The 21,216-nt window shown below is 60.2% G+C and carries 24 protein-coding genes and 1 pseudogene; 19 read left to right on the forward strand and 6 right to left on the reverse strand.

Annotated elements, in window-relative coordinates; all coding sequences use genetic code 11:
• Positions 1–226 precede the first annotated feature (226 nt).
• Positions 227–433, reverse strand: coding sequence for a helix-turn-helix domain-containing protein (locus tag ACW9UQ_RS15555; RefSeq protein WP_458931940.1), 207 nt, complete (start codon positions 431–433; stop codon positions 227–229).
• On the reverse strand, positions 433–966 hold the full coding sequence (locus ACW9UQ_RS15560; RefSeq protein ID WP_458931941.1) for a DUF2975 domain-containing protein: 534 nt from the start codon (positions 964–966) through the stop codon (positions 433–435). Before ACW9UQ_RS15560 ends, ACW9UQ_RS15555 begins: the two co-directional genes overlap by 1 nt.
• A gap of 70 nt (positions 967–1,036) precedes the next feature.
• Between ACW9UQ_RS15560 and ACW9UQ_RS15565 the strand changes: the two genes are divergently transcribed.
• The 7 genes from ACW9UQ_RS15565 (at position 1,037) to ACW9UQ_RS15595 (ending at position 7,090) form a co-directional block, all read left to right on the forward strand.
• Entirely contained in the window at positions 1,037–1,369 is a 333-nt protein-coding gene (locus ACW9UQ_RS15565) for a hypothetical protein (RefSeq protein ID WP_458931942.1), read from the forward strand.
• A 285-nt stretch (positions 1,370–1,654) separates the two neighbouring features.
• Positions 1,655–2,107 carry a ribosome silencing factor gene (gene rsfS, locus ACW9UQ_RS15570; RefSeq protein ID WP_458931943.1) on the forward strand — a complete coding sequence of 151 codons (453 nt, stop codon included), beginning with the start codon at positions 1,655–1,657 and terminating at the stop codon, positions 2,105–2,107.
• 4 nt (positions 2,108–2,111) lie between these two features.
• Positions 2,112–2,582, forward strand: coding sequence for a 23S rRNA (pseudouridine(1915)-N(3))-methyltransferase RlmH (gene rlmH / locus ACW9UQ_RS15575; RefSeq protein ID WP_458931944.1), 471 nt, complete (start codon positions 2,112–2,114; stop codon positions 2,580–2,582).
• 54 nt (positions 2,583–2,636) lie between these two features.
• Complete coding sequence (gene gpmI / locus ACW9UQ_RS15580) at positions 2,637–4,154, forward strand: 2,3-bisphosphoglycerate-independent phosphoglycerate mutase (RefSeq protein WP_458931945.1); 1,518 nt, start codon at positions 2,637–2,639, stop codon at positions 4,152–4,154.
• Positions 4,154–5,182, forward strand: coding sequence for a murein hydrolase activator EnvC family protein (locus ACW9UQ_RS15585; protein ID WP_458931946.1), 1,029 nt, complete (start codon positions 4,154–4,156; stop codon positions 5,180–5,182). Before gpmI ends, ACW9UQ_RS15585 begins: the two co-directional genes overlap by 1 nt.
• Before the next feature lie 15 nt (positions 5,183–5,197).
• Positions 5,198–6,547 (forward strand): S41 family peptidase, encoded by a 1,350-nt coding sequence (locus ACW9UQ_RS15590; protein ID WP_458931947.1) that lies wholly within the window; start codon positions 5,198–5,200, stop codon positions 6,545–6,547.
• Between the two features lie 60 nt (positions 6,548–6,607).
• Positions 6,608–7,090, forward strand: coding sequence for an RNA pyrophosphohydrolase (locus tag ACW9UQ_RS15595; protein WP_458931948.1), 483 nt, complete (start codon positions 6,608–6,610; stop codon positions 7,088–7,090).
• Between the two features lie 18 nt (positions 7,091–7,108).
• On the opposite strand, the gene rnhA is transcribed toward ACW9UQ_RS15595, so the two are convergent.
• The 4 genes from rnhA to lepB form a co-directional block, all read right to left on the reverse strand.
• Entirely contained in the window at positions 7,109–7,558 is a 450-nt protein-coding gene (gene rnhA, locus ACW9UQ_RS15600) for a ribonuclease HI (protein ID WP_458931949.1), read from the reverse strand.
• A gap of 63 nt (positions 7,559–7,621) precedes the next feature.
• The gene (locus ACW9UQ_RS15605) at positions 7,622–8,212 is read right to left on the reverse strand and encodes a class I SAM-dependent methyltransferase (protein WP_458931950.1); all 591 of its coding nucleotides are present in this window, start codon (positions 8,210–8,212) and stop codon (positions 7,622–7,624) included.
• Positions 8,209–9,162, reverse strand: coding sequence for a 4-hydroxy-3-methylbut-2-enyl diphosphate reductase (gene ispH / locus ACW9UQ_RS15610; RefSeq protein WP_458931963.1), 954 nt, complete (start codon positions 9,160–9,162; stop codon positions 8,209–8,211). The genes ACW9UQ_RS15605 and ispH overlap by 4 nt, the downstream gene beginning before the upstream one ends.
• Before the next feature lie 55 nt (positions 9,163–9,217).
• Positions 9,218–9,871, reverse strand: a complete 654-nt coding sequence (gene lepB, locus ACW9UQ_RS15615; protein ID WP_458931951.1) for a signal peptidase I — start codon at positions 9,869–9,871, stop codon at positions 9,218–9,220.
• Between the two features lie 376 nt (positions 9,872–10,247).
• Between lepB and sucC the strand changes: the two are divergent.
• From sucC to ACW9UQ_RS15675, 12 genes and pseudogenes are all read left to right on the forward strand, one after another.
• A pseudogene (gene sucC, locus ACW9UQ_RS15620) lies at positions 10,248–11,447 on the forward strand (ADP-forming succinate--CoA ligase subunit beta); the annotation flags it as partial.
• 44 nt (positions 11,448–11,491) lie between these two features.
• Complete coding sequence (locus tag ACW9UQ_RS15625; RefSeq protein WP_458931952.1) at positions 11,492–12,133, forward strand: class I SAM-dependent methyltransferase; 642 nt, start codon at positions 11,492–11,494, stop codon at positions 12,131–12,133.
• 71 nt (positions 12,134–12,204) lie between these two features.
• Entirely contained in the window at positions 12,205–12,777 is a 573-nt protein-coding gene (locus ACW9UQ_RS15630; protein ID WP_458931953.1) for a hypothetical protein, read from the forward strand.
• Between the two features lie 78 nt (positions 12,778–12,855).
• On the forward strand, positions 12,856–13,389 hold the full coding sequence (locus tag ACW9UQ_RS15635; protein ID WP_458931954.1) for a hypothetical protein: 534 nt from the start codon (positions 12,856–12,858) through the stop codon (positions 13,387–13,389).
• Positions 13,386–13,931, forward strand: a complete 546-nt coding sequence (locus ACW9UQ_RS15640; protein WP_458931955.1) for a hypothetical protein — start codon at positions 13,386–13,388, stop codon at positions 13,929–13,931. Before ACW9UQ_RS15635 ends, ACW9UQ_RS15640 begins: the two co-directional genes overlap by 4 nt.
• 36 nt (positions 13,932–13,967) lie before the next feature.
• Complete coding sequence (gene sucD / locus ACW9UQ_RS15645; protein WP_458931956.1) at positions 13,968–14,849, forward strand: succinate--CoA ligase subunit alpha; 882 nt, start codon at positions 13,968–13,970, stop codon at positions 14,847–14,849.
• Positions 14,850–14,869: 20 nt separating this feature from the next.
• Complete coding sequence (locus ACW9UQ_RS15650; protein ID WP_458931957.1) at positions 14,870–15,394, forward strand: DUF805 domain-containing protein; 525 nt, start codon at positions 14,870–14,872, stop codon at positions 15,392–15,394.
• Positions 15,391–18,348: a 2-oxoglutarate dehydrogenase E1 component gene (locus tag ACW9UQ_RS15655; RefSeq protein ID WP_458931958.1), complete on the forward strand. Its 2,958-nt coding sequence runs from the start codon at positions 15,391–15,393 to the stop codon at positions 18,346–18,348. Before ACW9UQ_RS15650 ends, ACW9UQ_RS15655 begins: the two co-directional genes overlap by 4 nt.
• 4 nt (positions 18,349–18,352) lie before the next feature.
• Complete coding sequence (odhB, locus tag ACW9UQ_RS15660) at positions 18,353–19,552, forward strand: 2-oxoglutarate dehydrogenase complex dihydrolipoyllysine-residue succinyltransferase (protein ID WP_458931959.1); 1,200 nt, start codon at positions 18,353–18,355, stop codon at positions 19,550–19,552.
• Positions 19,553–19,563: 11 nt separating this feature from the next.
• Positions 19,564–19,968 carry a hypothetical protein gene (locus ACW9UQ_RS15665; protein ID WP_458931960.1) on the forward strand — a complete coding sequence of 135 codons (405 nt, stop codon included), beginning with the start codon at positions 19,564–19,566 and terminating at the stop codon, positions 19,966–19,968.
• Positions 19,969–20,070: 102 nt separating this feature from the next.
• On the forward strand, positions 20,071–20,286 hold the full coding sequence (locus ACW9UQ_RS15670) for a hypothetical protein (RefSeq protein WP_458931961.1): 216 nt from the start codon (positions 20,071–20,073) through the stop codon (positions 20,284–20,286).
• A 141-nt stretch (positions 20,287–20,427) separates the two neighbouring features.
• Positions 20,428–20,970 carry a L,D-transpeptidase family protein gene (locus ACW9UQ_RS15675; RefSeq protein WP_458931962.1) on the forward strand — a complete coding sequence of 181 codons (543 nt, stop codon included), beginning with the start codon at positions 20,428–20,430 and terminating at the stop codon, positions 20,968–20,970.
• The last annotated feature ends 246 nt before the right edge of the window (positions 20,971–21,216 follow it).

Raw genomic sequence — 21,216 nt, forward strand, 5'->3', positions numbered from 1 at the left:
CTTTCCCCATAGACACCGCCCAGCCCCCGCAGCTTCCTCCCTGAGAGATTTTCCAACGCGGACCACACTCAGGCCAAGCCGAAACCGCGCACCCTGGCCCGCATCAGAAAATCTTCATCGTTCAAGACCTTCGCTGCGCGCTGGCAACAGTCTCTCTTCACCCGAAAGGGCCAGGGGTACTGCCCGGAAAAGCAGGCTAAGCGGCCGCTTACAACATAGCGCCCCGCTACTCCGCCTCCCATTCCAGCAAATCCCCGGGCTGACAGTCCAGCACCTCGCAGATATTCTCCAGAGTGGCAAAGCGGATGCCCTTCACCTTGCCCGACTTCAGCAAGGAAATGTTCTGTTCCGTAATGCCCACAGCCTCCGCCAATTCGCGGGACCGCATTTTGCGCCGGGCCAGCATCACATCCAGCGTGACAACGATCGGCATCAGATGATTTCCTTGTTTTCTGCAGCGATCCGCGCCGCTTCGCCCTGAACCCAGCCCAGAATGATCAGCAGGGCGCCGAACAGCACCGCCGCATAGCTGCCCCCATCGACCGAAATGGCCAGCGTGCGTTCCCCTGCCGGATTGGTCCATGACACGGTCAGAACAGCCAATGTCCGCGCCAGGACCGGGACCAACGCCACCGCAATGCAGCCCCAGCCAACCTTTCGCAACAAAGCCGCGACACGTGGCGTAAACACCTCGCCCGCGGCGAAGCGCCGAAACAGGCAGCGCAATTGCCACAGAATATAGGCCACAGGTGCAAGCGCCAGAAAGGCACTGGCCAGCGTTAAAACCCGCTGCCCAACGCTCAGCGCCTCTGGCGCGTCCGGCGTCAGCCCGGCGGCGATGGACGTCAGAAACGTCGGCAGAACCACCAGCGCAACATAAAGCACGCCGATACCAATCAGACCAGCCACAGCGACCCATTCCATCCGCTGGCTGACCTTGGACACCCTGCTCATATTAGAGCTCATTATTTTCTCCTTGTAGAATCATTTTTCATCGTAAAACATTAATTACTATTCGTCAAACAAGGACAATTCAATGCTACGAAAGTCCCTTATCGCCGCCCTCCTGCTGATGGCGTCCTGCACCGAAATCCCGCTGGACTCGATTCAGCGGCTAAAAGCGCTTGATCCGATGACTGCGGATCTAAGCATGCTGCGCGTAGAGGCCGAGTTGCCAAAATCGCTTTCCGTGTCAACAGGTGGCGCAACACTGACGCTGCTCGCCCAGCCTGAAAAAGGCACACAGATCCGGCATGTCGCACCGCTTGCCCGGCCAGCGGCGTCAAAAGCCGCCACACGCCCAGGCTTTCACCGGCTGGCCTTCGCCCTTTCGGCCAGCGATGCCAAAGCGCTGGATCAGGCGCGGTAACGCATCAAAACCCTGAAATCACAGGGACAAAACGTACCCGGCAGTCTGTCGGTATTCGCCGGTGCCTGCGCAAACGGCACGGTTCCGGACGGCCCGCTGTTGCTGTCGCTTTGGCTCGATACCGGGCAAGGGGACCCGATTCTGGTCCACAAAGATCTGGACATGCGCAAAGCAATCGACCAGCAGGGCTTCCCGCCCGTCGGCATATGTGACCAATAAAGCCGGGCCACGCGGTTGAGTGGCCCCTGTTGCAATGCTATATTAGGAACGTGCGTGTGCGGCTACATGGTGTGGCCGCACCGACAGGAGGACAAGGACCTGCAGGACAGTCATAACGCGGCAAACACCGCGACCGTTGCAAAGGGCGATAGCCCGGGCAAGCCGATGGGGCCGACAAGCGACGAATTGCTGGCACTCATTCTTTCATCCCTCGATGACGACAAAGCCGAAGACGTGGTCTCGATTCCGCTGGCGGGCAAAAGCTCCATGGCGGACCACATGGTTGTCGCCTCGGGCCGCTCCTCGCGTCAGGTGGGCGCGATTGCGGAAAAGCTGGCAGACCGCGTGAAACAGGCAACCGGTGTCACCCCCCGGACCGAGGGCAAGGAAACCGGCGATTGGGTTCTGATCGATTGCGGGGATGCCATCGTCCATGTGTTCCGGCCTGAGGTGCGTGAGTTCTATCAGCTGGAAAAGATGTGGCAGACCGGCAGCGCCCCGGAACCGGCGAACGCCTGAGACCATGCGCCTGACCATCTGCGCCGTGGGCCGGTTGCGGACCGGGCCGGAAAAGACCCTTGTCGATGACTATCTTGACCAGACCACCAAAACCGGGCGCAACCTTGGCTTTGGCCCGGCAATCGTGACCGAGGTTGAGGATCGCCAGAACCGCGGCAAGACCGCCGAGGCCGAGCTTCTGACCAAAGCGGTGCCGGATGGCGCGCTTCTGGTCGCGCTGGATGAACGCGGCACCACCCCGACATCCCCGGACTTTGCCAATATGCTGGCGCGCTGGCGCGATGATGGCCGGCGCGATGCCGCCTTTCTGATCGGCGGTGCCGATGGGCTGGACCCGGCCTTGCGGCAGCAGGCCCGCATGGTCCTGTCCTTTGGCAAACAGGTCTGGCCGCATATGCTGGTCCGCGTGATGCTGGCCGAACAACTCTACCGCGCCACGACAATCCTTGCCGGAACCCCCTATCATCGGGTCTGAGCGCTGGACGCCGGGGCCGGTTCTGTTAGAGATAGGTCAGAAAAGGGCGCTGTGATGAAACCCGTTGTTCTATGCATTCTTGACGGCTGGGGCCTGCGCGAGACGCAGGAGGCAAACGCCGTTGCCCTCGCCCATACCCCGAATTTCGACCGGCTGATGGCCGATTGCCCCAATGCGACCCTGACCGCCATGGGTCAGGCGGTTGGTTTGCCCGACGGCCAGATGGGCAATTCCGAGGTGGGCCACATGAATATCGGTGCAGGCCGCACCGTCTGGATGGACCTACCCCGGATCGATCGTGCGATTGAAGAAGGTGAGTTTGATCAGAATGCCGCGCTGCTCAACTTCATCATGGCCCTGAAACGCAGCGGCGGCACAGCACATCTGGCCGGGCTGATCTCCCCCGGCGGCGTCCATGCGCACCAACGCCATATCGCGCGTGCCGCACAGGTGATTGCAGCCGCCGGTGTTCCGGTCGCCGTTCACGCCATTACCGATGGCCGGGACGTCTCGCCCGCCTCCGCCGCCGATTATGTCGCACAGCTGGAGGCAGACCTGCCAAAGGGTGCCCGCATCGCCACAGTGATCGGTCGTTTCTATGCCATGGACCGCGACAACCGATGGGACCGCGTCGAAGCCGCCTTTACCGCCATGACCGCGCCCGCCGGGGCCAAAGCGGCAAGCGCCGCAGCGGCCATCGCCGACAGCTATGCCGCCGGTGTGACCGATGAATTCATCGAACCGGTCCGGATCGGCGACTATTCCGGCATGCAGAATGGCGACGGGCTGCTGTTCCTAAATTACCGCGCCGACCGCGCCCGCGAAATCCTGTCCGCGCTGGCCGATCCCGATTTCGACGCGTTTGACGCCTCGGCCCGGCCCCGTTTCGCGGATATCGCCGGGCTGGTGGAATACTCCGACCGGCATAATGAGTTTATGTCCGTCATGTTCCCCGCCCAGACCATCACCAACACATTGGGCGCATGGGTCGCACGGCAGGGGCTGAAACAGTTCCGCATCGCCGAAACTGAAAAATACCCCCATGTCACCTTCTTCTTCAACGGCGGCAAGGAAACGCCCGAGATGGGCGAGGACCGCTACATGGCCCCCTCTCCTAAGGTCCGCACCTATGACCTGCAGCCCGAGATGTCGGCCGCCGAGGTAACAGAGCATCTGACCGCCGCCATCCGCTCGGGCAAATATGATCTGATCGTTGCCAACTACGCCAATCCCGACATGGTCGGCCATACCGGCGACCTGCAAGCCGCGATCAAGGCCTGCGAGGCTGTGGACAAGGGCGTAGGTCAGGTTTTGACTGCGCTGTACGATGTGGGCGGTGCCATGCTGCTGACCGCAGATCACGGCAATTGCGAAATGATGGTCGATCCCGACACCGGCGGGCCCCACACCGCCCATACCCTGAACCCGGTGCCGCTGGTCCTTGTCGGCGCACCTGACGGGGCGACGATCACCTCAGGCAAGCTCGGCGATCTTGCCCCCAGCCTGTTGCAGCTGATGGGCCTGGACCGCCCGCCCGAAATGACCGGCACACCGCTGATCGGGGGGCTGTGATGCGCGTTCTGGCCGCTCTCTGGCTGCTGCTGGTTCCGGCCATGGCCCAAGCGGATGAGATATCCCAGGCGGCCGAGACCCTTTCCATCGCCGACGCGCTGCTGAAATCTGCCGAAGGGGCCGAGGATCGCGGCCTCGCCCTGTCCGAGGCGATCCGCGCCTACGAAGGCGCGATTGCCAGCCTTTACAATGCTGCCCAGACCACCGCTGCCGAAGAACGACGCCTGTCGCGCGCACTCGATGCCCAGCGGCGGGATCAGGCGCGCCTTTTGTCCGGGCTGATGCGTCTGTCAACCGTGGCCGAACCCATGCTGGCCCTGGGGGACGACCCGGTTGCCCTGTCACATGGCGCCGCCCTGATGGATCGCGTGCAGCAATCCGGAACCGCCAAAATCCTTGATCTGCGCGAGGATCTCGGCCTGCTGGAACGCCTGCAGGACCTGCAAAACCGCCAGCGCGCCGATCTGGCCCGCGCGCGTGAGGCCTTGCTGGCTGCACGCGACGATCTGTCTGCAGACAGCGCGACCCTGCCCGATGCCGAAGCCGACGCTGCCAATCTGGTGGCTCTGGCCATCGCGCTTGAGGGGCTGCCCGATGCCAGCAGCGCCGCCCCCGCACCCGAAACACGCCGCCCGGCCCCAGTGCGCGCCACCGTCCTTAAACCTTTTGGCGACCGCCCCGGCACCAGCCTGGCCGCAACCGCCGGGGCCATGGTCGCAACGCCCGAAGCCGCCAGCATCCGCTTTGCTGGGCAGATGGACGGCTATGGCCGCGTGGTGATTCTGGAACCGGCACCCGGGCGGCTTTATATACTGGCCGGACTGGACCGGCTGCTGGTCAATTCGGGAATGAATGTTGCAAAGGGCCGCGGTCTGGGGTTTCTTCCCGGTCAACCTGACCTTCACAAAGAGTTTTTGGCAGGAAATAGCGAAGAAACTGGCACACCTGCCACCGAAACGCTTTATATAGAGGTCAGAGTGGACGGAACCCCGGTCGATCCGGCGCAATGGTTCGCATTTGAAAACTGAGGACGAGAGAAACAGATGAACAAATTCGTGACAGCGGCAGCCGCCGGGATCCTGGGCGGCGTGATCTTCACCACTCAGTTTGCAGGACCAATCCTGGCACAGGAAACCGATGGTGTGCGCAACACCTATGAACAACTGGACCTGTTCGGCGATATTTTTGAGCGTATCCGGTCATCTTATGTCGAAGAAGTCGACGAGGCTGAGCTGATTGAAAATGCGATCAACGGCATGTTGTCCTCGCTCGATCCGCATTCCTCCTATCTGCCGCCGGACGATTTTTCTGACATGCGCGTGCAGACCCGGGGCGAGTTTGGCGGCCTCGGGATTGAGGTCACGCAGGAAAACGGCTTTGTCAAAGTGGTCTCGCCCATCGACGACACACCCGCTGCACGGGCCGGGGTTCAGGCCGGGGATTTCATCACTCATGTCGACGGAGAGCCGGTTCTGGGCCTGACCCTTAACGAAGCCGTTGATCTGATGCGCGGGCCGGTCGGCTCTGATATCCTGATCACCATCGTGCGCGAAGGTGTCGAGGAACCGTTTGACCTGACCCTGACCCGCGACACAATCAAGATTTCCGCCGTGCGCGCCCGGCTTGAAGGCGATGTCGTCGTACTGCGGATCACCACCTTTACCGAACAAACCTTCCCCAATCTGGAAGAAGAGTTTGCCGAAAAGGTCGAAGAGGCAGGCGGCCTGGACAAGGTCGCCGGTATCATCATTGATCTGCGCAACAATCCCGGCGGATTGCTGAACCAGGCGATTGCCGTTTCCGATGCGTTTCTGGACGCCGGAGAAATCGTATCAACCCGGGGCCGCGACCCCCGCGACAGCGAGCGGCACAATGCCAGCGCTGGCGATCTGGCCGAAGGCAAGCCGTTGGTCGTGCTGATCAATGGCGGCTCGGCCTCAGCGTCCGAGATTGTCGCCGGCGCGCTGCAGGATCACCGCCGGGCGATCGTTGTCGGCACCAAAAGCTTCGGCAAAGGGTCGGTGCAAACCATCGTACCGCTGCAGGGCAACGGCGCGATGCGCCTGACCACAGCACGGTATTACACACCATCGGGCCGCTCGATCCAGAACCTGGGCGTCGCACCTGATATCATCGTGGAACAGCCGCAGCCCGACACAACCTCAGCGGAAAATGCCGGGGAGGACGAAGAGTCCATCGCAAACCGCAACCGGTCCGAGGCTGACCTGCGCGGCTCCCTGAGCAACGATTCTCTCAGTGAAGATGAACTCCGCTTGCTGGAGGAAGAGCGTGACGCCGCAGTTGAGGCCGCGCGCCAGCGCAAGGCCGACCAACAGCTGTCCTATGCCCTGGATATCATCAAGGGCATGTCGGTTCTGAAAACCGAGAACTGAGCTAAAAAGTGCTGCGGGACCGGGATCAACCCACCCCGCAGCGCTTGCTGACATACCGAGATGACATCAATGATCACCCCGGAGTCTCTACCGTACCGCCCCTGTGCGGGCCTTGTTCTGACTAATGCAGACGGCCTGATATTTGCAGCGCGGCGCAATGACACGCCGGATGCCTGGCAGATGCCACAGGGCGGGATTGATCCGGGCGAAACTGCGGAACATGCCGTGCTGCGGGAGTTGGAGGAAGAAACCTCCATCCCCCCCGCGCAGGTCGATGTGATCGCCGCAGCGCCGGAACCAATCTGCTACGATCTGCCGCCGCATCTTCTTGGCAAAGTCTGGAAGGGTCGATTTCGCGGGCAGGAACAATACTGGTTTATGGGCCGGTTCTGCGGCAAGGATACAGAGATCGACCTGAACACCCAGCACCCGGAATTCGATGCCTGGCGCTGGATGCCACAGGCAGAAATCCTGGATCACATCGTTGCCTTCAAGCGCGATGTCTACCGCCAGGTCTTCGACGTCTTCGCGGCGCATCTGTAGGGTGGGTTTAAACCCACCCTACCTGTATGGCTCCATCCCTGCGCGGGCAAGTTCGTCGGCGCGTTCATTCTCGGGATGCCCAGCATGTCCCTTGACCCAGTCCCAGGTCACCTGATGGCGAGCTTCTGCGGCCTCCAACATCTGCCATAAATCAGCGTTCTTCACCGGCTTTTTCGCCGCCGTCTTCCACCCGTTCCGCTTCCATCCCGCCAGCCATTTCGTGATCCCGTCCCGCACATAGGTGCTGTCCGTAACTACCCGGACCACCGTGCCCTTATCCAGCGCGTCCAACGCTTCGATCGCCGCCGTCAACTCCATCCGGTTGTTGGTGGTGTCCGCAGCGCCCCCCTTCAGGTCCCGCTCTTTCAGCACCATCTCTCCGTCCAGTGCCTGCAACAACACCCCCCAGCCACCGGGCCCGGGATTGCCCGAGCAGGCCCCATCGGTGAAGGCAACAATTTCCGGCATATCGTCTCCTGTATTTCGGACAAAGTTTCTTGTTCAGCCCGTGGCACGCGCCAGCGTCAAATCCTATGTCTGTTTGCAGGCAGAGATATGCCAATACGCCATCTCGCGCCCGTCAAATCCGGTGCCATGACCCGTCGTCAGGGATACCTGCTCAAAATCCTGCAACAGATCGTCCAACTCCGCCCGGGTGAACGGGACATACAATCGCCCATGCGTATCGCGATAAGGCCCATCGCCCCGATGCGCGCCCGCGACCAGCCATCCGCCAGGTTTTAGCGCAGTCCACATGGCGTGAAACAGGGCCGGGCGCTCTGCCCGATCCGCATGTTGCAGCGAGAAATTCGCCCAGATCCCATCATAGCACGCTACCGCTGTCAGCGCAGCAAACGGTGCAACAGTCACCGACAGGCCAAACCGCTCCGCCGCGATCCCGGCCAGACCGGCAGACGCATCCAGCGCTTCCGCCGTCAGCCCCGCCTTCTGCATCGCCGCTGCCGCCCAGCCGATGCCGCATCCCAGATCAAGCACCACCGCCGCCTCCGGCATCAGCGCAATAAAGTCCGTTAGACGCCGAAAATCCTCGCGGTCGGAAAACGCGGCATAGGTTTCGGCATTTTGGTCATAAAAGGCGAGCGTTTCTGGGTCTGCCGTCATGCAGCCCCTTCCCGCAGCACACGCGGCACCTTGAATTCGACGTTTTCCTCCGCCGTCTCGACCATTTCGACCGTCACGTCATAGCGGTCGCGAAAGGCGTCAATCACCTCATTGACCAGAACTTCGGGCGCCGATGCCCCAGCGGTGATCCCCACCGCTTTCGATCCCTGCAGGGCGCGCCAGTCAATCTCGGTCGCGCGCTGCACCAGCTGCGCATAACCGCAGCCCGCCCGCGACCCGACCTCCACCAGCCGTTTGGAGTTGGAGGAGTTCGGCGCGCCAATCACCAGCAACGCATCAATCCGGCCCGCCATTGCCTTGACGGCTTCCTGACGGTTGGTTGTCGCATAGCAGATATCTTCCTTATGCGGGCCGACAATCTCGGGAAACCGCACCTGCAACGCAGCAACGATATCGGCCGTGTCATCGACCGACAGGGTTGTTTGCGTGATGAACGCCAGACGTTGCGGATCGCGCGGCCTCAGACCTGCAACATCCGCCACGTCTTCAACCAACAGCACTTCACCCTCTGGCAATTGCCCCATGGTGCCGACGGTTTCGGGATGCCCGGCATGGCCGATCATCACCATCTGCAACCCGTTGCGATGATGCTGCTCTGCCTCGATATGCACCTTGGAGACCAGCGGGCAGGTCGCATCGACATAAACCATCTGGCGCGCCTCCGCACTGGCAGGCACCGATTTGGGCACACCATGGGCCGAAAAGATCACCGGGCGGTCATCGGGGCATTCCTCAAGCGTCTCGACAAAGACAGCGCCTTTGTCGCGCAGCCCATCCACGACATATTTGTTATGCACGATCTCATGCCGGACATAGACCGGCGCGCCCCATTTCTGCAGCGCCATCTCGACGATCTTGATCGCCCGATCAACACCGGCGCAGAACCCGCGCGGGGCCGCAAGATAGAGGGTCAGAGGCTCGGCCATGATTAGGTCCTTTCTTGTGCCGGAATACAGGCTGACCGAATGCGGGGCAAGGTGGCGCTCAGTCGCGGATTTCCTCAACGACACCGATCAATGCCTCGACCGGGATCATACCGGGCCCATTCACATTCTGCGGTACGCGACTATCCATCGCATTGTCCCGGTTGTCACCCAACACAAAGACATGGCCGCCTGGCACGATAGTTGGGCCGAAAGTGTCCAAACGGCTTGGCCTTGACTGCCGGACACGATAACTTGTGCCATCGGGCAGCGTTTCGCGGTACTGCGCAGCGATGCAATCCTGACCAACGCCAGGCCTGTTACTGCAGACAGGAAAGCCGCCCGTCTCTGTCTTCCTTTCAAATGGCTCCACCAGATCGGGCAGTTCCTCAGTCACCAAAGGCTGGCCGTCCAGAACAAGAAACCCGTTCCGCAACTCCACGTTCTGCCCTGCTTTGGCGATCAGTCGAAACACATGATGCGCACCTGAAACCGGATGGCGGAATACGACGATCTCGCCAATCGCGGGGACGGGGTCCTCTTTCACAAGTCGTCTTGCAATAACACACGACCCAACCGGCAGGGCCGGCTTCATCGACCCGCTTGAGATCCAGTAACTTTTGGAGGTGCCCAATGCACATTTCAGGCACGGGCACAGCGGCTGCGAGACCGCAACCGCAGGCCAAAACAAAGCTATAAAGACAATAATCCGCATATGAAAAACCTTCCGTTTCGCGGGCGAACTATAGCGTCTCGCGAAACACCTTAAACATCACACATCGTCGAACGCGTTGAAATCTGCGATTTCAGGCAGCGTTAGATGATTCAGGTTTTTTGCATGACGCGTTAGACCGTGAAAACAGATAGGGCGCAAGGACGACTCAGTCCAGGTATCACCCGCTTTCAGAACAGCGCGTTCACCGCAAAATCAGATTTGTGATCACATGGAAAAATTATGTGATCACAAAAAGTAAATTCTCGGCGATTTTCCGCGTTTACCCACACAAGCCTTTTGCTATACCGCGCAAAGCGACCTAGGGAAGTTTTAACCTTGACGTGACAGACCCGCCGCATAATCGGCCCGGAAGGAACCTGCGATGAACATACATGAATATCAGGCAAAGCAACTTCTGAAGGATTTCGGCGCCCCCGTTTCGGACGGCCGCATCGTGATGCGCGCCGAAGAGGCGAAGGCACAGGCCGGTGCGCTGGACGGGCCGCTTTGGGTGGTCAAGGCACAGATCCACGCCGGTGGGCGCGGCAAAGGCTCGTTCAAGGAAGAAACCGCCGGTGAAGGCGGCGGCGTTCGTCTGGCCCGGTCCCGCGAAGAAGCCGCTGAAGAAGCGCAAAAAATGCTCGGCCGCACACTGGTCACCAAACAGACCGGCCCGGCGGGCAAGACCGTCAACCGCGTCTATATCGAAGACGGCTCCGGCATCGAACGCGAGCTTTACCTCGCCCTGCTGGTTGATCGTGGCACATCCCGCGTGTCCTTCGTCTGCTCGACCGAGGGCGGGATGGACATCGAAGAAGTCGCCGAAAAAACGCCCGAAAAGATCACCACCGTCACCGTTGACCCGGCCTCGGGCATTTCAGGCTTCCATGGCCGCCGCATCGCCTTTGCGCTGGGCCTCGAAGGTCAGCAGATCAAGCAATGCGTGCGGCTGATCGGCATCCTCTACGACATGTTCATCCAAAAGGACATGGAGATGCTGGAAATCAACCCGCTGATCGTCACCGACAAGGGCGACCTACATTGCCTCGACGCCAAGATGGGTTTTGACGGCAACGCGCTTTACCGCCAGCAGGACATCCTTGCGCTGCGCGACGAGACCGAGGAAGATTCCAAGGAACTCGCCGCCTCCAAATTCGACCTGAACTATATCGCCCTGGATGGCGAGATTGGCTGCATGGTTAACGGCGCGGGCCTTGCCATGGCGACGATGGACATCATCAAGCTTTACGGCTCCGAACCTGCCAACTTCCTCGACGTTGGGGGCGGCGCGACCAAGGAAAAAGTGACCGAGGCGTTCAAGATCATCACCTCCGACCCCAATGTCAAAGGCATCCTGGTGAACATCTTCGGCGGCATCATGCGCTGCGATGTCATCGCCGAAGGCGTGGTCGCCGCCGTGAAAGAGGTCGGCCTCAAGGTGCCGTTGGTGGTTAGGCTTGAGGGCACCAATGTCGAAAAAGGCAAGGAAATCATCAACACTTCAGACGTCGACGTCATCGCCGCCGACGACCTGGGCGATGCCGCCGAGAAAATCGTGAAGGCGGTGAAAGGCTGACGCCACGCTGGTAGCAGCTCGCCAAAACCCAGAAGGGACTGAGTTTGAGAGAAGATATCCGACAGCATTTCGAAGGACTGCGCTGGCGTGGACCCAGCCGCTCGGGCCTTGGCTCAACCATGGAGATGACGGAACGCCTGCGGACCGCCCTGCCCATTGTTTTTTCGACCTATGGCATAAAGTCATTTGCCGATATCCCATGCGGCGACTGGTTCTGGATGCAGCATGTCGACCTAACCGGGATCGACTATGTCGGCGGCGATATCTCTCTTGAGCTGGTCGAGGAAAACGCCGCGAAATTCGCTGACCGCGAGGGCATCCGTTTTTCGCACATTGATATCACCTCAGATCCACTACCTGATGTCGATATGATGATGTGCAGGGACTGCCTGTTCCATCTGCCGTTTGAGATGTGCTGGGACTTCCTGCGCAGCTTCGTTGCATCAGATATTCGATACCTGATGGCGACAACGCATCACGTTCAGAACAACACTGATCTGGCGCGACCGGGCCAGTACAGGCATCTGAATCTTTGCGCAGCCCCCTTCAATCTTGCGCCACCGATCACCTACATTCACGAAACCTGCGAAACGCTGCCAGCCGACCCGGAACAACAGATCCAGCACCGGAGCCTCGGCATCTGGACTGCGGATCAACTGCAGGCCGCAGTCGCGGCAAAGCTATGATTACATCAGTCGGAAGACATCTGAGCGGTCTAACCATTGAGCAAGCTTTTGGTTTGTCGGTGATGAACCGCTTGGTGCTGATTCTCTCAGGACTACTTCTTGCTGGCTGTGCCGAAACAACATTTGTCGATGCGTCGCCCGCGCAGCGCCAAGTGGCGATCCAGCGGATGCGGTTTCTGGTCGAAGCCGCCTGTATCGAGAATGACCGACCAACCGCTCAGGCACAGGTCTTCGACAGGCAGGACTTTCCCTCACGCAAGAAAACCGGCCCGCGCTATATCTACGGGGACCCCGCCACCCTGATCTTTGCCAATATCCAGCCCGAGAAACTGATCAAACCAGTCTCCGAAACGCGTAGCGCAGAGGTCAGGGGCCGGATGTGCTCCGTCGGGTCACCGGCGGTCAGCTACAGCGATGCCAACGCCATTTTGCAGCAAATCCTGTCGACCCGCCTGCTGGCCAGTTCCCCTGGGCGAAAGCTGCCGGATGTGATTTCACTTGGCGTGAACAAGCCGACAGGTGCGCAGGGATATTTCTTCGAAGGGATTTCCTATGTCGTCGGCACCGCCGGTCTGGCGATCGAGGATGAAAACGGGCAACAGGCCAACCTGCCCCTTGTCAGCATCGGGGTGTTCCGTGAGTAGCGCGATGGTATTCAGTACCGCAACTTTTAGCGATGCCGCGATGCACTGCTTGGTAGCTACACTTAAGGAGGCCGGTCAATGACTGACAGCACCCTCATCCCACACCGCGGTATTGAACGGGTTTACTACCTGTTCGGTGGCCTAATGGTGGTCATTGGCCTGTTGGTCGCCTTTGGTATCCTGTCCGGCGGGCGGCGCTTTGGCTCACTGGACCAGGGCTCAGCCGGGCCGCTGATCATCGGGAGCCTTCTTGCTCTGCTGGGCGGCGTTAGCCTGTTCTACGCCGTAAGGCTGTCGTCTACCCCGAACAAGGGCATCCGTGTCAGCCCCAACGGCATCTATGACCCTCAGTTGATGCGCGCCGAAGTCCCATGGACGAATATTCGCTATGCAGGCCCCATGAACTCCGGCGGTCACAGCGTGTTCGGTATCGTTCTTAACGCCGAACCCCCGGAAGGCCGCGCCTTTCAAAGCAAGATACTGAACGCGATCCAGGGCGGACCCGGCTTTGGATATCGTCGCTTCATGTTCGGCCGCCCGCTTGAAACCGTTGCGCAGGAGTTCGAAGCTGCACGGGCACAGGTCACCAGAAAAACGGATGCGCCCTCATGAAAAGGTTCATTCGGCATATGCTTCGGCCAGCAGGTCTATGTAAAAATGCGCGGACACTGATCAGAAGTGGCCTGGCGACAATTCTGCTGATAAGCGCGCCGCTTGCCGCCTCTGCGCAGGAATTCAAGTCTGAGTACCTGTTTGGCCAGCCCCTACGCCGCGGGTGCTTCCAGACCAACCCGGTCAGCTTTCTTTACGGTGCCCGGTTCTTCGAAAGCCTGCTATGGCCATCCGAAGAGATCGAGGACGGCATCCGCCACACCTCGCCCGAAGGGAATATCACCATCGACAGCATCGAGGATGGCGCGCTTTCGGGCCGCTGCGTTGCCACCTTGCACAAAGACGCAATCACACCGGATTTTGACATAATCGCCACCCTGCGCGCGCTGGTCAACGAGGCCGCCGAAACCGATGTGACCGAAGGCCGCGACGGCGATGCGCTTGTCTGGCGCTGGAAAGGCACCGGCAGTTTCATGATGCAAAGCTACGAAGTTCGCCTGACATCGGGCGAAGAAACCCAGATTACCTGGTCAACGCAATGACACGCGCATTGCACCGCACCTGAGGAAGGAAACAACATGGCAGTCCTTGTCAACGAAAACACCAAAGTCATCTGCCAGGGCCTGACCGGCTCTCAGGGGACGTTCCACTCGGAACAGGCGATTGCCTATGGCACCAAGATGGTCGGCGGCGTGACCCCAGGCAAAGGGGGCAGCACCCATATCGGCCTGCCGGTCTTTGACACCGTGGACGAGGCACGACATGCAACCGGGGCCAACGCCACCGCGATCTACGTCCCGCCGCCCTTTGCCGCCGATGCCATTCTTGAGGCGATTGACGCCCGCATGGAACTGATCGTCTGCATCACCGAAGGCATCCCGGTGCTGGACATGATGAAGGTGAAACGCGCGCTGGAAGGCTCCAACTCCACCCTGATCGGGCCAAACTGCCCCGGCGTGATCACGCCCGATGCCTGCAAAATCGGCATCATGCCCGGCCATATCCACAAACGCGGCTCGGTCGGCGTCGTCTCCCGCTCCGGCACCCTGACCTACGAGGCGGTCGGCCAGACCACCGCCGCCGGTCTGGGCCAGTCGACCTGCATCGGCATCGGCGGCGACCCGATCAAGGGGTTTGAGCATATCGACGCTCTGGAACTGCTGCTGGGCGATGAGGAAACCCACTCGATCATCATGATCGGCGAAATCGGCGGCACCGCCGAAGAAGAGGCCGCCCAGTTCCTGGCCGATGAAAAGAAAAAAGGCCGCTGGAAGCCCACCGCCGGTTTCATCGCCGGCCGCACCGCCCCTCCGGGCCGCCGGATGGGCCATGCCGGTGCCATCGTCAGTGGTGGTCAAGGCGATGCCGAAAGCAAGATCGAAGCGATGAAAGCCGCTGGCATCGTCGTCGCTGACAGCCCCGCCGGTCTGGGCGAGGCAGTGCTGAAGGCAATTGGATAGAGGTCAGAAACGGTAAACTGATGACATTGGTGAGTGCAGCAAAGAACGGTTTTCGTCATTCGTTCGACTTCTCGGGGCGAATGACGCGCTGCGCCTATTGGGCATTTGCCCCATCGGCAGTCATCCTGCCGCTGGTTGCACTCTTTATAACCGTGAAAACCGGTATGGACCTCTGGCAGATTTACTTAGCGGTTTTCATCTGCGCGATCCCGTTTATGTCTGCCTCCGCACGCCGGTTGCAGGATGCCGGGGAGTACGGCGGTCTTGTCGTCAAGCTGGCTTTTATTGTTGGCATTTTTCTTTCTCTGCCATGGCTCCTCTACTGGACCTTTACGGGCGGTATGTACGCCGCGCTGTGCCACCATTTCTTTGTAATGCCCCTTATATATTTCATAATATTTATAGTCCCTATCATAGTCATCACTGTGCTCTGGGTTGTTATAGCTTTCTTGATCAATTTCGTGCCCCTGCCGGGAATGCTGCTGCTTCCCTCTGAACCCAAACCCAACCGTTACGGTCCCAACCCGCATGAGGTGACCCCATGACCGAACATTCCCCCAACGACCAGTTCCATGCATCGTCCTTCCTGCAAGGACACAACGCGGAATATGTGGAGCAGCTTTATGCCCGCTACGCCAATGACCCCAATGCGGTGGATGCGGCCTGGCAGGCCTATTTCGAGTCTCTGGGCGACGCACCGCGCGACGTCACGGCTGAGGCGGCGGGGCCATCCTGGACACGCGGCGACTGGCCGCCCGCCCCGTCAGATGAACTGACGGCGGCGCTGGATGGGCAATGGGGGACAGACCCGGCGGCAGCCGTCGGTGACAAGATCAGCGCCAAAGCGGGCGAAAAGGGGATCAGCCTGGACGCCAACCAGATGCGCCAGGCGGTCACTGACAGTCTGCGCGCCCTGATGCTGATCCGGGCCTATCGCATCCGGGGCCATCTGGCCGCCGATCTGGACCCTCTGGGCCTGACCGAACGCACACCGCATCCCGAACTGGACCCGCAAACCTACGGCTTCACCGAAGCCGACATGGACCGCCCGATCTTCATCGACAACGTGCTGGGGCTGGAAACCGCATCCATGCGCGAGATTGTGGCCATCGTCAAACGCACCTATTGCGGCACCTTCGCACTGCAATACATGCACATCTCGGACCCCGAACAGGCCGGATGGCTGAAAGAGCGGATCGAAGGCTTCGGCAAAGAAATCGCCTTTACCCGCGAGGGTCGCAAGGCAATCCTGAACAAACTGGTCGAGGCGGAAGGCTTCGAAAAATTCCTGCACGTCAAATACACCGGCACCAAACGCTTCGGCCTTGATGGCGGCGAGGCGCTGATCCCCGCGATGGAACAGATCATCAAACGCGGCGGCGCGCTGGGCGTAAAAGACATCGTCGTCGGCATGCCCCACCGTGGCCGGTTAAGCGTGCTGGCCAATGTGATGGGCAAACCCTACCGCGCCATCTTCAACGAATTTCAGGGCGGCAGCTTCAAACCCGATGAGGTCGAAGGCTCCGGCGATGTGAAATATCACCTCGGCGCATCCTCCGACCGGGAATTCGATGGCAACAAGGTCCACCTCAGCCTGACCGCCAACCCCAGCCATCTTGAGGCCGTGAACCCCGTGGTTCTGGGCAAGGCCCGCGCCAAGCAGGCGCAACTGGACGATGCGGACCGCAGCCAGGTCCTGCCGATCCTGCTGCACGGCGATGCCGCCTTTGCCGGTCAGGGCGTGGTCGCGGAATGCTTCGGCCTTTCGGGGCTGAAAGGGCACCGCACCGGCGGCACGATCCATCTGGTGGTCAACAACCAGATCGGCTTTACCACAGCGCCGCATAACTCCCGCTCCTCGCCCTATCCGACCGATATCGCCCTGATGGTCGAGGCCCCGATTTTCCACGTCAACGGCGACGACCCGGAGGCCGTGGTTCATGCCGCCAAGGTCGCGACCGAGTTCCGGCAGAAATTCCACAAGGATGTCGTCATCGACATCTTCTGCTACCGGCGCTTCGGCCATAACGAGGGTGACGAGCCGATGTTCACCCAGCCGCAGATGTATTCGCTGATCAAGGGGCACAAGACCACCCTGCAGCTGTATACTGAACGGCTGATCCGCGACGGTCTGATGCCCGAGGGCGAGATCGAGGATATGAAAGCCGCCTTCCAGGCGCATCTGAACGAAGAGTTCGAGGTCGGCAAAGACTTCCGCCCCAACAAGGCCGACTGGCTGGATGGCCGCTGGTCGCATCTCGACAAACAAGGCAACAAGTACCAGCGCGGCAAAACCGGCGTCGAGATGGACAAGCTGAAAGAGGTCGGGACCGCCCTGACCCGCCTGCCCGATGGCTACAAGCCCCACCGGACGGTACAGCGTATGCTGGATAACAAGGCCAAGATGGTCGAGACCGGCGAAGGCCTTGACTGGGCCACGGCCGAGGCGCTGGCCTATGGCACCCTTCTGCAAGAGGGCTATCCGGTCCGCCTGTCCGGTCAGGATTGTACCCGCGGCACCTTCAGCCACCGCCATTCCGGCATCATCGACCAACAGACCGAGGAACGCTATCTGCCGCTGAACCATATCGGCGCCGGACAGGCCGGGTATGAGGTCATCGACTCGATGCTGTCGGAATACGCCGTTCTGGGCTTCGAATACGGCTACTCGCTGGCCGAGCCCAACGCGCTGGTCATGTGGGAAGCGCAGTTCGGCGATTTCGCCAATGGCGCGCAGATCATGTTCGATCAGTTCATCAGCAGCGGCGAAAAGAAATGGCTGCGCATGTCCGGCCTTGTCTGCCTGCTGCCCCATGGCTATGAAGGTCAGGGGCCCGAGCATTCCTCCGCCCGTCTGGAACGCTTTTTGCAGATGTGCGCCGAAGATAACTGGATCGTTGCCAACTGCACGACCCCGGCCAACTATTTCCACATCCTGCGCCGCCAGCTGCACCGCGCCTATCGCAAACCGCTGGTGCTGATGACCCCGAAATCCCTGCTGCGGCACAAAATGGCCGTCAGCACGCTGGAGGAAATGGCCACAGGCTCTTCCTTCCACCGGGTGCTTTGGGATGATGCAGAGCTTGGCAATTCCGAAATGACCCTGAAACCCGATAAGGGGATCAAACGCGTCGTGATCTGTTCCGGCAAGGTCTACTATGACCTGCTGGAAGCGCGCGACCAGCAGGGACTGGATGATGTCTATATCCTCCGGCTGGAGCAGTTCTATCCCTTCCCGGCGCAAAGCCTTGTGAAGGAACTGAAACGCTTCCCCGAGGCCGAAGTGATCTGGTGTCAGGAAGAACCCAAGAACCAGGGCGCCTGGAGCTTTGCCGAACCCAATCTTGAATGGGTGCTGACCCGCATCAAATCGAAATGGAAACGCCCCGCCTATGCTGGACGGCCCGCTGCGGCCTCGCCTGCGACCGGCTTGGCGCGTCTGCACAAAGAACAACAGGAAGCGCTCGTTGCCGATGCGCTGACCGGACAGAAGGACTGACCAGATGACCGAGATCCGTGTACCCACCCTTGGGGAAAGTGTCACCGAAGCCACCGTAGCAACCTGGTTCAAAAAACCCGGCGATGCGGTCGCCGTGGATGAAATGCTCTGCGAGCTGGAGACCGACAAAGTCACGGTGGAGGTGCCCTCCCCCGCGGCCGGCACCCTGCAGGAAATCGTCGCGAATGAAGGCGATACCGTCGGCGTCGATGCCCTTTTGGCGAATATCGCCGAGGGCGAGGTTGCCGCCACCGCAGCCCCAGCCGCCAGCGCTGCACCCGCTGCCGAGGAAGCGGCCCCCGCCAAAGCCGGTGCATCCGATGTCGAAGACGCCCCCTCGGCCAAAAAGCTGATGGCCGAAAAAGGCCTCAGCCCCGATCAGGTTGAGGGCACCGGCAAGGATGGCCGGATCATGAAGGAAGACGTGCTCAAGGCAGGCACCGCCTCCGCCCCGGCCCCTGCGGCCAGCGCCCCGCCCCGCGCCCCTGTCCCCGCCAACGATGCCGCACGCGAAGAACGGGTCAAGATGACCCGCCTGCGCCAGACCATCGCCCGGCGTCTGAAAGACAGCCAGAACACCGCCGCCATGCTGACCACCTATAACGAGGTCGACATGACAGCCGTGATGGAGCTGCGCAACGAATACAAAGACCTGTTCCTGAAGAAACACGGCGTCAAGCTGGGCTTCATGTCCTTCTTCACCAAGGCCTGCTGCCATGCCCTGAACGAGGTTCCGGACGTGAACGCCGAGATTGACGGCACCGATGTGGTCTACAAGAACTACGTCCATATGGGCATCGCCGTCGGCACCCCCACCGGCCTGGTCGTCCCGGTCGTGCGCGATGCCCACCTGATGTCCTTTGCCGAGATTGAGAAAAGGATCAACGAACTCGGCGCCCGCGCCCGTGATGGCAAGCTGTCCCTGGCCGAGATGCAGGGCGGCTCTTTCACCATCTCCAACGGCGGCGTCTATGGCTCGCTGATGTCATCGCCCATCCTGAACCCACCGCAATCCGGCATCCTCGGCATGCACAAGATCCAGGAACGCCCCATGGTCATCGGCGGCCAGATCGTCGCCCGCCCCATGATGTACCTGGCCCTCAGCTACGACCACCGCATCGTCGACGGCAAAGGCGCTGTCACCTTCCTCGTCCGCGTGAAAGAGGCACTGGAAGACCCGCGCCGGCTGCTGATGGATTTGTAGGGCTGATAACGGTGGAAAACGGTACTTGTACCGACCGGTTTCGCATAGCCGTATTGGGTTTGTGCGGCCTTGTCATCTGTTGCTCAACGATCTTGCTGACCATTGCGCAGCTTTACTACACATCTCCCGACCACTTCTGGGTTGCGCTGATCCAAAGCATCGTCGGCGGTTTGCTTCTGGCGCTGGCCTATCTCCGGTTGGGGTATCTTGTTTGGCAAAACTCAGATCAGGCGCGCAGGATAAACCGTATAATCCTGATCATGTGGTTCATTGTTGGTGCAATGGCGATACTTGCTTTGATGAAGCCCGGCGCGGACGATTCTGCCCTGCCGCGGGTGATTGTCTTCGTTTCAGCAATCTGCATTCTCGCTCTGGTCCATGTCTTTCTTCATCGACGGCTGACCCGGAATGGTTAAGTCTCGCTCATTCGCAATAGGTTTGCGATCCGCCTGTATTGACCCCTCGACATCCTTTCGCAATGGTCAAAGGTGCTGAAAGCCCAATTGAAAGGCTAGGAGATGACCAATCCCGATCTTTCGAAACCAACATACGCCGAAATGGAAGAGCTGGACCGCCTGACCGACCAAATGGCCCAGTTCGACACCGACCTGCAGCAGTCCACCCGGCGCAGCTTGATCATATGGGCCATCCGCTGGCTGATCGGATTTGGCCTGATCTGGACAATCACCGCCTGGACAGGCACCACGCCTGGCTATGGACCGCCGGTCTTGTGATTGCCGGTCTTTCCCTTGCCGTGACGCTGGGCACACAACTGGTCCTGTCAAAAAAGATCGCCGCCGTTCAGGCCAAACGCAAAGACCTCGACACCCTGCCAAAGGAAGGACCCTGATGACCACCAAAGCTGAGACCTGCAGATGACCTGGCGCGCCCTCCTTATCCTTCTGGTCTCGCTGCCTTTGATTGGCATCGGCTACACGCAGGTGATGATCCGCACAGGCTCCGGCACACCCCTGGCCATGGTGGCCGCCTCAAAACAGGTAGACCTGATCCGCGTGCTGAAATCAGACCGCCGCCTGGAGCTTTGGCGCGGCGACATCATGATCCGCAACTATACGATTTCACTGGGCGGTGCGCCCGAAGGCCACAAACAGCAGGAGGGCGACGAACGCACGCCCGAGGGGCGCTACGTGATCGACTGGCGCAATGAAAATTCCATCGCCCATCTCAGCCTGCACATCTCCTACCCGAATGAGGCCGACAAGGCCCGCGCCAAAGCCGCAGGCGTTCCGCCGGGCGGAGACATCATGATCCACGGCATCCTCAACGGCTGGGGCTGGCTCAGCAGCCTGCACCGCTATCGCGACTGGACCAACGGCTGCATCGCCGTCACCAATACCGAGATACAGGAAATCTGGGCCCTCGTCCCCAACGGCACCCCCATCGAGATCCTGCCCTGATCCTTTCGCGGATAAACACCTGAAACTGCCTGAAATCAAATATATTAACAGAGTGTCTCAAACAGCCGCCAAACACTAAAGCGTTTCAAGTTTACCTTGAGACATCACATAAAATCGAAACGCGTACATGTTGTGAATTGCACTTATCCGGCGCTCGGATTGCAAACATCCCGGATTCTCGCTCAAATTATCTGACGCTATCCGGGGTATCAAACTCACATTATCTGCGACTGTGATCAGATTAAT

The organism is Halovulum sp. GXIMD14793, assembly GCF_054457435.1.

Coding starts and splice junctions, on each gene's coding strand:
- ACW9UQ_RS15590 (WP_458931947.1), top strand. CDS start 5,198: ATGAACAAATTCGTGACAGCGGCAGCCGCCGGGATCCTGGGCGGCGTG.
- lepB (WP_458931951.1), bottom strand. CDS start 9,871: ATGCGGATTATTGTCTTTATAGCTTTGTTTTGGCCTGCGGTTGCGGTC.
- ACW9UQ_RS15640 (WP_458931955.1), top strand. CDS start 13,386: ATGAAAAGGTTCATTCGGCATATGCTTCGGCCAGCAGGTCTATGTAAA.
- rnhA (WP_458931949.1), bottom strand. CDS start 7,558: ATGCCGGAAATTGTTGCCTTCACCGATGGGGCCTGCTCGGGCAATCCC.
- ACW9UQ_RS15650 (WP_458931957.1), top strand. CDS start 14,870: ATGACATTGGTGAGTGCAGCAAAGAACGGTTTTCGTCATTCGTTCGAC.
- sucD (WP_458931956.1), top strand. CDS start 13,968: ATGGCAGTCCTTGTCAACGAAAACACCAAAGTCATCTGCCAGGGCCTG.
- ACW9UQ_RS15670 (WP_458931961.1), top strand. CDS start 20,071: ATGACCAATCCCGATCTTTCGAAACCAACATACGCCGAAATGGAAGAG.
- odhB (WP_458931959.1), top strand. CDS start 18,353: ATGACCGAGATCCGTGTACCCACCCTTGGGGAAAGTGTCACCGAAGCC.
- ACW9UQ_RS15675 (WP_458931962.1), top strand. CDS start 20,428: ATGACCTGGCGCGCCCTCCTTATCCTTCTGGTCTCGCTGCCTTTGATT.
- rsfS (WP_458931943.1), top strand. CDS start 1,655: ATGGTGTGGCCGCACCGACAGGAGGACAAGGACCTGCAGGACAGTCAT.
- ACW9UQ_RS15655 (WP_458931958.1), top strand. CDS start 15,391: ATGACCGAACATTCCCCCAACGACCAGTTCCATGCATCGTCCTTCCTG.
- ACW9UQ_RS15635 (WP_458931954.1), top strand. CDS start 12,856: ATGACTGACAGCACCCTCATCCCACACCGCGGTATTGAACGGGTTTAC.
- ACW9UQ_RS15605 (WP_458931950.1), bottom strand. CDS start 8,212: ATGACGGCAGACCCAGAAACGCTCGCCTTTTATGACCAAAATGCCGAA.
- gpmI (WP_458931945.1), top strand. CDS start 2,637: ATGAAACCCGTTGTTCTATGCATTCTTGACGGCTGGGGCCTGCGCGAG.
- ACW9UQ_RS15565 (WP_458931942.1), top strand. CDS start 1,037: ATGCTACGAAAGTCCCTTATCGCCGCCCTCCTGCTGATGGCGTCCTGC.
- ACW9UQ_RS15560 (WP_458931941.1), bottom strand. CDS start 966: ATGAGCTCTAATATGAGCAGGGTGTCCAAGGTCAGCCAGCGGATGGAA.
- ACW9UQ_RS15585 (WP_458931946.1), top strand. CDS start 4,154: ATGCGCGTTCTGGCCGCTCTCTGGCTGCTGCTGGTTCCGGCCATGGCC.
- ACW9UQ_RS15555 (WP_458931940.1), bottom strand. CDS start 433: ATGCCGATCGTTGTCACGCTGGATGTGATGCTGGCCCGGCGCAAAATG.
- rlmH (WP_458931944.1), top strand. CDS start 2,112: ATGCGCCTGACCATCTGCGCCGTGGGCCGGTTGCGGACCGGGCCGGAA.
- ACW9UQ_RS15595 (WP_458931948.1), top strand. CDS start 6,608: ATGACATCAATGATCACCCCGGAGTCTCTACCGTACCGCCCCTGTGCG.